At 49.6% G+C, this 12,324-nt stretch carries 10 protein-coding genes; 8 read left to right on the forward strand and 2 right to left on the reverse strand.

Annotated elements, in window-relative coordinates; genetic code table 11:
* Window positions 1-315: 315 nt before the first annotated feature.
* The gene (locus AC0VZ8_RS14225; protein ID WP_475487284.1) at window positions 316-1,803 is read left to right on the forward strand and encodes a glutamate synthase subunit beta; all 1,488 of its coding nucleotides are present in this window, start codon (window positions 316-318) and stop codon (window positions 1,801-1,803) included.
* A 116-nt stretch (window positions 1,804-1,919) separates the two neighbouring features.
* Entirely contained in the window at window positions 1,920-4,211 is a 2,292-nt protein-coding gene (locus AC0VZ8_RS14230; RefSeq protein ID WP_475487285.1) for a type IA DNA topoisomerase, read from the forward strand.
* Between the two features lie 69 nt (window positions 4,212-4,280).
* On the opposite strand, the gene AC0VZ8_RS14235 is transcribed toward AC0VZ8_RS14230, so the two are convergent.
* Both AC0VZ8_RS14235 and AC0VZ8_RS14240 read right to left on the reverse strand, forming a co-directional pair.
* On the reverse strand, window positions 4,281-5,018 hold the full coding sequence (locus AC0VZ8_RS14235) for an HAD family hydrolase (RefSeq protein ID WP_475487286.1): 738 nt from the start codon (window positions 5,016-5,018) through the stop codon (window positions 4,281-4,283).
* 16 nt (window positions 5,019-5,034) lie between these two features.
* Window positions 5,035-5,952: an ArsR/SmtB family transcription factor gene (locus tag AC0VZ8_RS14240; protein WP_475487287.1), complete on the reverse strand. Its 918-nt coding sequence runs from the start codon at window positions 5,950-5,952 to the stop codon at window positions 5,035-5,037.
* A gap of 129 nt (window positions 5,953-6,081) precedes the next feature.
* Here AC0VZ8_RS14240 and AC0VZ8_RS14245 point away from each other — a divergent pair, with 129 nt between their 5' ends.
* The 6 genes from AC0VZ8_RS14245 (at window position 6,082) to AC0VZ8_RS14270 (ending at window position 12,259) form a co-directional block, all read left to right on the forward strand.
* A complete protein-coding gene (locus tag AC0VZ8_RS14245) occupies window positions 6,082-7,263 on the forward strand; it encodes an MFS transporter (RefSeq protein ID WP_220685737.1) in 1,182 nt (393 codons plus the stop codon).
* 82 nt (window positions 7,264-7,345) lie between these two features.
* The gene (locus tag AC0VZ8_RS14250; RefSeq protein WP_100536497.1) at window positions 7,346-8,065 is read left to right on the forward strand and encodes a phosphonate ABC transporter ATP-binding protein; all 720 of its coding nucleotides are present in this window, start codon (window positions 7,346-7,348) and stop codon (window positions 8,063-8,065) included.
* A gap of 145 nt (window positions 8,066-8,210) precedes the next feature.
* Window positions 8,211-9,452, forward strand: coding sequence for a hypothetical protein (locus tag AC0VZ8_RS14255; protein ID WP_427491329.1), 1,242 nt, complete (start codon window positions 8,211-8,213; stop codon window positions 9,450-9,452).
* 3 nt (window positions 9,453-9,455) lie between these two features.
* Window positions 9,456-10,154 (forward strand): response regulator transcription factor, encoded by a 699-nt coding sequence (locus AC0VZ8_RS14260; RefSeq protein WP_076321185.1) that lies wholly within the window; start codon window positions 9,456-9,458, stop codon window positions 10,152-10,154.
* Window positions 10,151-11,605, forward strand: coding sequence for a sensor histidine kinase (locus tag AC0VZ8_RS14265; RefSeq protein ID WP_475487288.1), 1,455 nt, complete (start codon window positions 10,151-10,153; stop codon window positions 11,603-11,605). The genes AC0VZ8_RS14260 and AC0VZ8_RS14265 overlap by 4 nt, the downstream gene beginning before the upstream one ends.
* Window positions 11,606-11,725: 120 nt before the next feature.
* A complete protein-coding gene (locus AC0VZ8_RS14270; RefSeq protein WP_071218188.1) occupies window positions 11,726-12,259 on the forward strand; it encodes a GNAT family N-acetyltransferase in 534 nt (177 codons plus the stop codon).
* The last annotated feature ends 65 nt before the right edge of the window (window positions 12,260-12,324 follow it).

The raw sequence follows: 12,324 nt of genomic DNA on the forward strand, positions 1-12,324 counted from the left end.
ATAGACATACTCCAATCCATCCATGTTGACAACGTTTTGTTAGTAGGATAATACAAATGATCATGCATATAGTCCATTTAACAGGAGAAAAGCGAAATGCTACTATATTTTTAATGTTTATACAAATCGCTGCTTAAATAGCCGCTAATCATGGGGATTCATGCTCTGATAAAAAAATTTTTAGCATAAATAGAAAAAATAAATCAGACTGAAACCTGTTTCTTGGGTCATCTGAAGATCGATATCGGATGATTTATGATATGATAAATTGTACATGGTAACCAGCATGGATAGAACGGATGGGGGTAAAGCAGTATGTCTACACCAACAGGATTTATGGAATATCAGCGCCAGCTTCCGGCAGATCGGAGCCCGGCCGAACGAGTTAAAGACTGGGAAGAGTTTCATAAACATTTAGAAGAAGAAGAGCTCCAGACCCAGGGAGCACGCTGCATGGACTGCGGTACGCCATACTGCCATACAGGAATCGATATGCTCGGCGGCACTTCGGGCTGCCCGATTCATAATCTGATTCCGGAATGGAACAATCTTGTATACCGGGGCTTGTGGAGAGAAGCCTTGGAGCGCCTCCACAAAACAAACAACTTCCCTGAGTTTACCGGACGCGTATGTCCAGCTCCTTGTGAGGGTTCCTGCACCGTCGGTTTGATTGGGGAGCCGGTCACGATAAAATCAATCGAGCAAGCGATCATCGACAAGGGCTTTGAAGAAGGCTGGGTCGTTCCCGAGCCGCCGGCGAAGCGTACGGGACGCCGCGTAGCCGTTGTCGGTTCTGGTCCGGCTGGGCTGGCTGCGGCTGCTCAACTGAACAAAGCAGGCCATTCCGTAACCGTCTATGAACGTGCCGACCGTATCGGCGGATTGTTGACTTACGGGATTCCATCCATGAAGCTGGACAAGGGTATTGTTCAGCGCCGTGTAGATTTGCTCGCAGCGGAAGGCGTCGAATTCGTTGTCAACACCGAGATTGGCAAAGACATTCCCGCCAAGCAGCTGATGGAAGACTACGATGCCGTCGTACTGTGCGGCGGTGCAACAAAACCGCGTGAATTCAATATTGAGGGAAGTGACCTCAAGGGCATTCATTATGCGATGGACTATCTGAACGGAACCATCAAGAGCCTGCTGGATTCGGGTCTCGAGGACGGCAACTACTTGTCGGCAAAAGACAAGGACGTTATTGTCATCGGCGGCGGCGACACAGGCTCTGACTGCGTCGCAACAGCGCTTCGTCACGGCTGCAGCAGTGTTACCCAGTTCGGCACGCATAAACAGGCTCCGCTGCAGCGTGATCCGATTGCGAACCCTTGGCCGCAGTTCCCGAACGTGTACACGCTCGATTATGCACACGAGGAAGCCAAAGCGCTGTTTGGCAGCGATCCACGCGAATTCTCCATTATGACCACGAAATTTGTCGGGGATGAAGCGGGCAATCTGAAGGAGCTTCATACCGTTCAAATCGAGCGTATTGTAGACGAAACCGGCCGTAAAGTGTATCAACCGATTCCGGGCACGGAGAAAGTATTTCCTGCTCAAATGGCGTTCATTGCCATCGGTTTTGACGGACCGGAGCATACGCTGGTCGAGCAGCTTGGACTTGAAACGGATCGCCGTTCCAATGTGAAAGCGCCGTATGGCAAATATACGACCAATGTAGATAAAGTATTTGCCGCCGGAGACATGCGTCGCGGACAAAGCCTCGTGGTATGGGCGATCAACGAAGGCCGTGAGGTAGCGCGCGAGGTAGACAAATATTTGATGGGTGCGACCGTACTGGTTTAATCCTTCTCCTAAATATGCTATCATATGAATAGTAGTTAAAAGGACTTCGCGAGAGCGAAGTCCTTTTTGGAGTTAGCCACCGCGCCATGGTTACTCATCGGGGAGGAGAATGTCATTTGAAAACGTTGGTCATTGCCGAAAAGCCGGATATGGGACGGAACATCGCTGCGGTTATCGAGCCGCGGGCCAAGAATAACCGTACATATCTTGAAGGTGAGCAATACATCATAACTTGGGCTATCGGACATCTGGTTGGGCTGGCGGAGCCGGATGCATATGATCCGAAGTACAAACGCTGGAATTTACGGGACCTGCCCATCATTCCGGAGCAATTCAAAATCATCCCGAATCCGAAAACCAAGGATCAGCTGAAGGTCATTGGAGAGGTCGCCAAGCGCTGCAGCCATATCGTAAACGCATGTGATGCGGGACGAGAAGGACAATATATTTTCGCTCTTATCCAACAACAATTAAAATTGAAACAGCCTGTAAAAAGACTATGGATTTCGGATTTAACGGCGGAAAGCATCGCCCGTGGGTTTGCGGAGCTGAAGGATGGGATTGAATTCGAGAATTTAACGCAAGCTGCGCGCGCACGCAGTGAAGCCGATTGGTTGATCGGCATGAATGCTTCGCGTGCCTTTACGACCCGCCATCAGACTTTACTGTCGGTTGGGCGGGTCCAGACGCCGGTTCTGGCCCTGATCTATGACCGGCAGAAGGAAATTGAAGCCTTTGAATCGCAAACGTTCTACGACGTAAAGGCCGTGTTCAAGCAAGAGCAGCTGGAGTATACCGGAACATGGCAGGGCGAGCGGCTGACCTCGCAAGAGAAAGCAGAGACGATTGCAGCCAAGGTTAATGGGAAGAATGGGCTCATCACCAAATATGAAGTCAAAGAAACGAAAGAATATCCGTTTAAATTGTATGATTTGACCCTTCTTCAGCGTGAAGCCAATGCCAAATACGGATACTCTGCCAAAAAAACGCTGGATCTTGCGCAAGCATTGTATGAGCGTCACAAGGTCATTTCATATCCGCGTACCAACTCCAATTACGTGAATGAACAGAATATCGAAGGCATGCACAAGGCACTTCACATGTTGAAATCGACCTCCTATGCATCGATGGCGGAAGGAGCGGATCCTAGCCGGGTGCACATGAATAATAAGGCGGTATGCAATCCGCAGCGGGTTGAAGATCACCATGCCATCTTGCCGACGTTAAAACGTCCGGGCACGCTCAGCAAGGAAGAGCAGCATATTTACGATCTGGTCATTATCCGGTTTCTCTCGCATTTTTACCCGCCGGCCATGTACAAGCAGCATACGGTGCTTACCGAGGTCGAGGGCGAAACGTTCAAGACGGGAATTAAGGAACTGCTGTCGCTTGGCTGGAAGGTGCTGATTGCCCAGGATAAAGAGCAGAAGAAAGCCAAGTCTTCCAAGAAGGGAAAAGAGGACGAGGAAGAGGAGACCCAGGAATGGATCGACCGTTCCTTTGATCTGTCCCCCGATGAGCTGGTGCAGTGCAAGAAATCCGAAGTGAAAGAAAAGGCAACCCAGCCGCCTAAGAGTTATACGGAAGGAACGCTGCTGAAGGCGATGGAAAGTGCCGGAAAATCCATCGAGGATGAAGCGCTTCGGGATGCGATGAAAGACAGCGGGCTGGGAACGCCGGCTACCCGTGCAGCGACCATTGAACGCTTGAAGAAGGTCGGATACATTACGATGCAGGGCAAAAGGATCACGGTTACCCAAAAAGGGAGGACGGCGGTGGAGCTGATCCGTCATGCAGGCGTAGAATTACTTGCTTCGCCTGAGATGACGGGCCAATGGGAACGGCGCCTTCACCAAATATCCAAGGGCGAGGCTTCCGCCGACGTGTTCATGCAAAACGTGCAGAAGTTTACCATTTCGATCATCAATAAGGTATCCTCGCAGCGTCCCGCGCCTTCGTCGCTTTTCGGCGGAGATGAGGACAAGTCCAAAGGCAGAGGGAAGCGAAGCACGGGAAAAGCTGCCGCTGCCCCACGCGACAAGGAAGAACGAGCGGCTAAACGGACTCCAAAATCCAATGCCGCTGCTTCAAACGAAACGTCGTCCGTACGTTCTTCATTAGGCCGATGCCCTAGACCCGGATGTGAAGGTCATATTATTGAAGGGCGCAAAGGTTATGGTTGTGCTAATTTCAAAACCGGCTGCAGCTATGTCATCTGGAAGGAATTTGCCGGTAAACAGGTTTCGCATGCGATGCTGAAATCCTTGCTGGTGCAAGGCAAGACCCAGGTATTATCCTTTAAAAACGAGGACGGCAGCACGTTTAAAGGCAGAATTGTCCTAGCTGCTGAAGGGAACGGAAAGCTTGCTGTTCAGGCAGAGGACTCGAGTGAAGCCGTGAAATCGTGAAACGGCAAAGTTAAATAAAAAAACCGAGCCATCAGGGATGCCATCCTTGATCGGTTCGGTTTATTTTGATTACTCCAAATGCTCTTCAATGACCTCGGGCACTTCGGTCAGCGCCGATACGGTATATAACACGTTATGCGGCTCCTGCTTCAGTTCGACCAGGTTATATTGCCATTCGCGCTGCTGTTTGATATAGATGCTGTTGATGCCGGCCGTCAGCGCCGGAACGACATCGGTGCGAAGCGAGTTGCCGATCATCCACGTATCGGAGCGGGAGAATGTCCCCATCGAGAGGATTTCTTCCAACGCCGCAATATTTTTATGCTGGCGAATGTAGATTCGGTCTTTGAAATAATCGGCCAGCTTCATCTGTTCGATTTTCCGTTTCTGAATCCGGGTCTCGCCTCCTGTGTAGAGATGGAGACAATGACCATCCTTCTGTAGCTTCTCGAGCGTCTCAACCATGCCGGGGTAGGCTTCGATTTCCTGCTCATATACACTGAGTCCTAATTCGTAGAGAAGCTCTTCTTCCTTGGGCGAGCTTTCTCTTCCATGAATGCGGCCGAAATAATGATACGTATCGATAAGGGATTGCGGGAAGTTCGCACTTGCAAATCCCAGCTTATCTATGCCGGCTACGTCGATCTCCATCTGCTTGGCTCGGACTTCTTCGGTAGTCAAGCCAACATGTTGAAACCATTCGGTCATCCACTCGAAGTAATCGCCAAGAATCAGATCGAAATATTTGTTGCAATGTATTAATGTGTCGTCCATGTCGAAGATAATATGCTGCGATGTTTTACTCATGGTTCACTCCTTCTTACTATGAAAGTCGAATGTATGACTCCAGGAACATCTGAAGTTCGGCAGCCCCATCCGGCCGCAGGCTGAATCTTTCGTTATTCTCGGATTTCAGATGGGAGCGCAGCAAGCCGGCTGCCCTCAATATCATCAGATGGTGCATCAGTTCCTCATAAGGCTGACCCAACTCGGACGCCATTTCGGACACGGCCTTCGGCTCATCGGCAATATATCGCAGGAGACGCAGGCGTTCCGGGTCCGCAAGCGCCTCGGTCATGCGGAGGAGAACGACGGGCGGCTCATCTTCCTCTTCTTCCGGGATATCGATCGGATACTGCAGCAGGAGTACGTTCTCATAGAAGCAATAGGTATTGATCGGCCGGAAATGTGTGCCCGGGAACAAGACTACGTTCTCCTGAGGGACATCGTCGAGTATAACGCCGCTTGAAGCATATTCGATTAAATTTTCGTCGTCCATTTTCGGAAGGAGCATTCGCTTCTCTTCGGCATCTTCCTCAAGGAGCTGGTACAGTTCAGGCTCCACTTCCGAGAAGTAGTGCTCATGCCACAACTTCATCAACGGTGTGTAGTTTTCTCGAATTCTAGATGTTTCATCCAGCGAGAGGGACGGCAAGTGCGGCAGAAGCAGGTCATGCAGCTCTTCCACGGCGGAAGATTCGATCCAATCCAGAAAATCCGGGATTTCAATGTGCTCTCCCCGAAGCATGATCAAGGCGTATAACACATCATAATCCGCGAGTGGCCATGAACGAGCTCGACTGAACTGGACACGAACAGGTTGAGGTAATCGCTCGTCCATCTCCGTTATCAGCTGTTTTCCGATATCCAGGTTATCGGTCCATTTCCTTGTTGCATATATCATGAAGCTGCCCAGCAGCTCGTAGACCATAGATACATCGATACTGACTTTATATTTCATTAACGGATACCCTCCCAATTGATGGCATTGTTATTATTATGGCTTGTATGGATTGGGCTTGTCCACTATAATGTTCATCTGACTGTTTAAATTCATCGTTTTTTCACATTAGAGGAGGACTATATTTCAGTGACAGAAGCTGTAACCCCCCGTCAGGGGAGAACTCATTATTTCATTTTAATTGCCGTCGTAGTTGCGGCTGGTTTAAGCCAGGGACTGTTATTGCCGGTGCTGGCTATTTTTTTGGAACGGATGGGCATTTCATCCTCCATGAACGGATTGAACGCGGCGGCCTTGTATGTAGGCTCGTTTGCGATGACGCTTGTTGCGGAAAGACTTCTCGGCTGGGTCGGTTTCAAAAAACTGATCATTTCGGGACTGGTCCTGGTGATGCTGTCACTGGTCGCCTTTCCGCTGATTCCGAGCGTGGCCGTCTGGTTTGTACTGCGGGTGCTTGTGGGTATTGGGGACAGCGCTCTTCATTATGCGGCACAGCTATGGGTACTAATGATGTCAACGGCGAAGAACCGGGGGCGAAGCATATCCTTTTACGGCATGTCCTACGGTTTGGGATTCAGTATAGGACCGCTGGGCATTCCGCTGCTAAAGTATGGCGAAGCGGTACCGTTTATAATTCTGGCGGTGCTGTTCTTGTTCATTCTGCTGGTCGTGCTCTTTAAACTTCCGAACCTGAAGCCGGAAAAAAGCGAGAACGGGGAGCAGCAGCCGGCTGGACGCTATCTCAAAAGCTACCGCCTGGCCTGGTTTGCATTGATTCCCGCGTTTCTCTACGGCTACATGGAAGCAGGAATTAACAGCAACTTCCCGGTCTACGGTTTAAGAAGCGGATTTACATTGGGCGAAATATCAGCATTGCTTCCTTTTGTCGGCATCGGCGGTCTGGTGCTGCAGCTTCCGCTCGGTATTTGGAGTGATAAATTCGGCCGCAAACGGGTGCTGGCGATTGCCGGTATTGTGGGTGGATGCTGTTTCTTGCTCATTCCCGTGGCAGGAACGAATTTCTGGGCAACCTTAATATTGCTGACGCTGGCCGGCGGGCTGGTTGGTTCCTTCTTCTCGCTTGGTTTGGCTTATGCGGCGGATATCCTTCCCAGAGTGCTGCTGCCGGCTGCCAACGTCGTAGCTTCCTTCCACTTTAATGCGGGCAGCATAGCAGGTCCGAATGCCGGGGGCGCCATCATGGAAACGGGGTGGAACGGGGGGATCTTCGTTCTGCTTGGAGGATTGTATATTCTGTTTGCGTGTACGGGATTATGGTTTAAAGTCAAAACTGCATCAACACAGGAATAGAACGTGTGTTCTCATGGCAATTGCTTTCGCTTTCTTCTAAACTAGAGAGTAGGAATATGCACTTGACGGGAGAGACGATAACATGATTAAAGTGGATCGGCTGAAGAAAACGATGGGTCCTGAACGCACACCGGTGTTAAAGGATATCACTTTTCAGATGGAGCACGGGGAAATGATCGGTCTGATCGGTGCTAGCGGAAGCGGGAAAAGCTTGTTAATGAGCTGTCTATCCATGCAGCAAAAATGGGACGGCGGCAAATTAACGATTGATGGCGAAGATATGATGAATCCTGCGGGAAAACGGAGAATTCGCCGGGAATGGGCTTATCTTGAGCAGAACCCGTCCTTGAATGTTAATCGAACGGCACTTAAGAATGTATTGATCGGACAATCCAGCCAAACACCGCTGTGGCGGATGGTAACCGGGATGGTCCGATCTGATGATTATATGGGGGCTATGGATACGATCGAGCACCTTGGGTTGTTGGACAAGGCCAAACGCAAGGCCGGCGAGTTAAGCGGCGGCGAGAAGCAGCGGATTGCTATTGCCCGCGCACTTGTGCATGGTGCCAAGGTGATTTTGGCGGACGAGCCGGTCACGGGACTTGATCCAGCCTCGGCCGAGCATGTATTGAAGACACTTAAAACCTTGTGCGAGGAAGAACGTCTAACCGTATTTACCGTGATACCCTTGGAGCTGGCCGAGAAGTACTGTACCCGGATCATGGGTCTATCCGGCGGAGAGCTGGCCGTGGATGTGACAGGGAGACGTTTAACCCATGGCGAGAAGTCAAGACTGTAATTATCGATCACCAAAGACGCCAGGTGAATGTATAGAAATGAGTTGATACTTATTGAAATATAGAGTGATGCAAGCCCTCTTGGCAGGCTTGTTATTATTGATCATAAGCGGCTGTACGTTTATTCAGGAGGACCCGGTCTCCTTAATGAAGAAACCGGATTTGCCGACGGATAAAGCGACGTTGAATGGCGCCATCCAATCTGCGCTTCTGAAGAATAAGCTGGAAGGCTCCATTGTCCGGCCGCGAAGTGACGTGGATAGCAGTTCAATCCGTATTCATGACTTGGACAATGACGGAATTATGGAAGCTGTCGTCTTCTATCAGACGCCGGACGATGAAGTGAAAATCCATGGCATGATTATGCAGCAGCAAGGCGATACGTGGGTGAAGAAGCTTGATTTCGACGGAGAAGGGACGGTATTGGAGTCTTTTGATTTCGTCGATTTTACGAATGACGGCAAGGTCGACATCGTAGCTGGCTTCTCCCGCGGAGACGAGAATCTTCAGAACCTGCTGGCCGTGTATTCATTCTCAGGGGATTCACTCGAAAAAATACCGGCTTTGCCATATTCGAACTTTAATATCGGAGATATGAACGGTGATAAGATCAACGATATTACGGTTGTCTATCTTCAGCAGAAGGAGCTCTCATATATCAGCACCTATCAATACGACAAATTCGAAGATGCCTTTGTCGAGCTGAACAAGCTGGATCTGGGACCCAATATCGAAAGTTATTACAATGTTGTCGCAGGGAAAGTGGCCAAAAACAAAGAAGGTATCATCTTGGACGCTTCGGTTGTGTCTAACTCTTCTTATTCCAAGCTCATCATTATGGAGGATAACCAGTTTATTGACGTCCTTCAGGATGAATTGCTTACCTACAAGGAACTGCCTGTAGAGAGCGAAGATGTGAATGATGACGGTATTTTAGAGTTTGGTGTTCTTACGAGACCGAGCGGTTGGGAGGATCGGCTTATTCTGGAAGAGATCCCGTTCTTCACCACGTACTTCCAGTGGGACGGAGTGGTACGGGAGAACAACGAAAAAGAAGGGCTTCAATTCGTGCTCCAAAGGTACTACGATATGAACAATCGATTCTATCTGGACTTTCCGCCAGACATGTATAATAAGATTACCATCACGCCGGAATCCAACAAAAATGCTTATTTGAATTTTGTGACGACCGACACGGGAGAGTCCGTTGCCGAGATTAAATTCTTTTCAAAGGCCCAGTGGGGAAAAGCCGAATCCGATTGGGAGATTCTGGTGAAGGAGAAAAACCGCGTAATTGCTTATCGCAGTCATGGCGATCTGAAATTGAGTAAAAAAGATAAAAAGCCAAACAGCAATAATGTGGCTCCTATCGAAAGAAAGGGGAACTAGACCTTGAGTAAAGTGCTCATATTAGAAGATGAAGAATCTATCCGCAGTTTTATCGTAATTAATCTGAAACGAAACGGCTTTGACGTCCTGGAGACTGGGGATGGCAACGAAGCCCTTCGTTTGCTGCAAACGACGCCAGATATCGATATCGCCTTGCTTGATGTCATGGTACCAGGGATTGACGGATTTGAAGTTTGCCGCAGAATTCGGGAAACGAACGAGCGGATCGGTATTATTTTCCTGACGGCAAAAGTTCAGGAGCAGGATAAAGTGTATGCCCTCTCCGTTGGTGCCGATGACCACGTAAGCAAACCGTTCAGTCCGACGGAGTTAATCGCCAGGCTGCAATCTTTACTGCGGAGGGTGAATGTCCAGCGTGCGGGAACCGCCAAGGTATCGTTTCAATCAGGTCCCTTTACGCTGGATCTGATCTCCAAGCAGTTTAAGAAGAACGGGCAGCCGGTGGAGCTGACGCCAACAGAATTTTCGCTGGTGCAGTTTTTCCTGGAGAAAGAAAACACGCCGCTTAGTCGTGATGTGCTGCTCGATCATGTATGGGGCAAAGAATATATGGGTGACCCCAAAATCGTGGACGTGAACATTCGGAGATTACGCCAAAAAATCGAAGGCAATCCTTCCGAGCCGGAATACCTCCAGACGGTATGGGGACACGGCTATAAATGGAAGGGTCAGGGACAATGATCATCAAAAAAGGCATTCGGCGGCAAATCGTGCTGCACTACTTCCTGGTAGTGTTCATCGCCTTGCTGCTGATTGAGGTTATATTTCTAATCGCTTTACGATCGTATTATTACGACACGGTATACAATCATATTGTGAATCATATAAATACCGCCAACGCTTTTTATCAGCCCTTCCGATTGACGTCAACGGACAACGTCAACCAGCTGAGTGAGATGATTCGTCATTTTGAATTGTATACAACGGAGCTTCAAATTTTGAATCCGGGTGGTCAAGTTCTCTCCACATCCACCGGTTTCGAAATCGAGCAGACCATCAAGACCAGTGATGTCACCCAAGCGCTTGCAGGCAATACGGGCCATTGGATTGGTAAGCAGCAAGGTACGGGGCAGATCGTCATGGCTGTATCTCAAACCGTTTCGAACGGATTTGAGAAAACGTACATTCTTCGTTATGTGACTTCGCTTGAGTTCATTAACGACAAGCTAATGAAAATCACGCTGTTTGCCGTCAGCATTGGTGGGGCCGTGCTAGCGCTCGTGCTTGCCTTCAGCATCGGGCTGGCCAACTCCATCGTAAAGCCGCTCAACAACATTACCACGGTATCGGCGCAGATGGCCAAGGGCAGGTTTAACGTGAGAATCAAAGGCGATTATAAATACGAGCTTGGTGAGCTGTCGTCAACCCTGAACTACATGGCGCAGGAGATTGTACGAAGCAATCAGGTAAAGGATGATTTTGTTTCATCCATTTCGCATGAGCTGCGGACTCCGCTCACAAGCATTAAGGGCTGGAGTGAAACGCTCGACTCCGGTGGCTATGATCCGGAAGAAACGAAGATCGGGATGCAGATTATTTCTAAGGAAACCGATCGTTTGATCGGTCTTGTTGAAGAGTTGCTCGACTTCTCCAAGCTCCAGCAGAATGAGATGAAACTTGTGAAGGGTATCGTGAATTTACGGGAGCTTCTGCAAGAGATTATGCTCAATCTGTGGACGAAGGCCGAGAAGAAGGGCATCCAGATCAAACTGGAGACCGACGAAAAACCGATTCTCTACGGGGATGCCAACCGCTTGAAGCAGGTGTTTTTGAATATTGTGGACAATGCGATTAAATTCTCGCATGAGAACGGCGTGATCAACCTTTCCTTCGCTTTGGAAGACAAGTTTGTTATCGTAACCGTGGAGGATCACGGTATTGGCATATCGGACGAACATCTGCGGCGGGTAAAGGACCGGTTCTTCCAGGTTAATCCGCTTAACGGTGGAACGGGCCTGGGCCTGGCGATTACGCAGCAGCTCATTGAGCTCCATGGAGGCACGATGGAGATGGAAAGCGAGCTCGGGCACGGAACATCCGTTATCGTCAAGCTGCCGCTGCCTGAAGGGAAAATACCGATGGCCGGCGGATTGGAGAACGGTGAGGAAGACGTAGCCGGACCGAACGTATAAGCCTTGCCGGGTTACCGGCAAGGTTTTTTCTTAAGAATACAGCATTGATACGTTTTCAGCGAAGCGTAAGCAATTCTGAAGCATAGGCTTCACGTTGTGGGGCCGTTTAAAAGGGGGAGAATGGAAGTGGGAAACACAGCAGCAACGTTTTCTACGGAGCAAGGTCTGTTTGAATTAAAAGCGGCTGAATCAGATCAGGCAGGGGAGATGCTGTCGCTTCTCAAGGAAGCGGCGGAGGTGATGGAGCAGCAAGGACGCAAGCAGTGGAGTCCATCGCTCTTTTCCTTGGACTTGATGGAGCAGTACCTGGCGGATCGAGAAGTGTTCATCCTGTGGCATAGAGACATGGCCGTCGGCATGTTCACGTTGCAGTATGGGGATCCGGCCTATTGGGGAGAGCGGGACGATCCGGCCTATGGTTATTTGCATCGGCTGACCGTACGCGCTTCCTATCGGGGACTGGAGCTGGGAACAAAGATGATTTCTTTTGCGGAATCGTATTTGTTATCCAAGGGTAAACAGGGTTTCAGACTGGATTGCGTATCCCATCTGCCAACGCTGAATCAATTTTATCAGCGCCAAGGATTTCTGTTCGTGGCTAAGCAGGATATGGGTGGTCGCTTCGTGAATTTATATGAGAAGAGGTTTATGTAATCATTCTACCGTGTTACCAATCTATGTCGCATGCGCTTGAGACACAGTCAGCAGGGCACGATACA

The sequence above is a fragment of the Paenibacillus sp. QJM3NY_38 genome, from assembly GCF_056173265.1.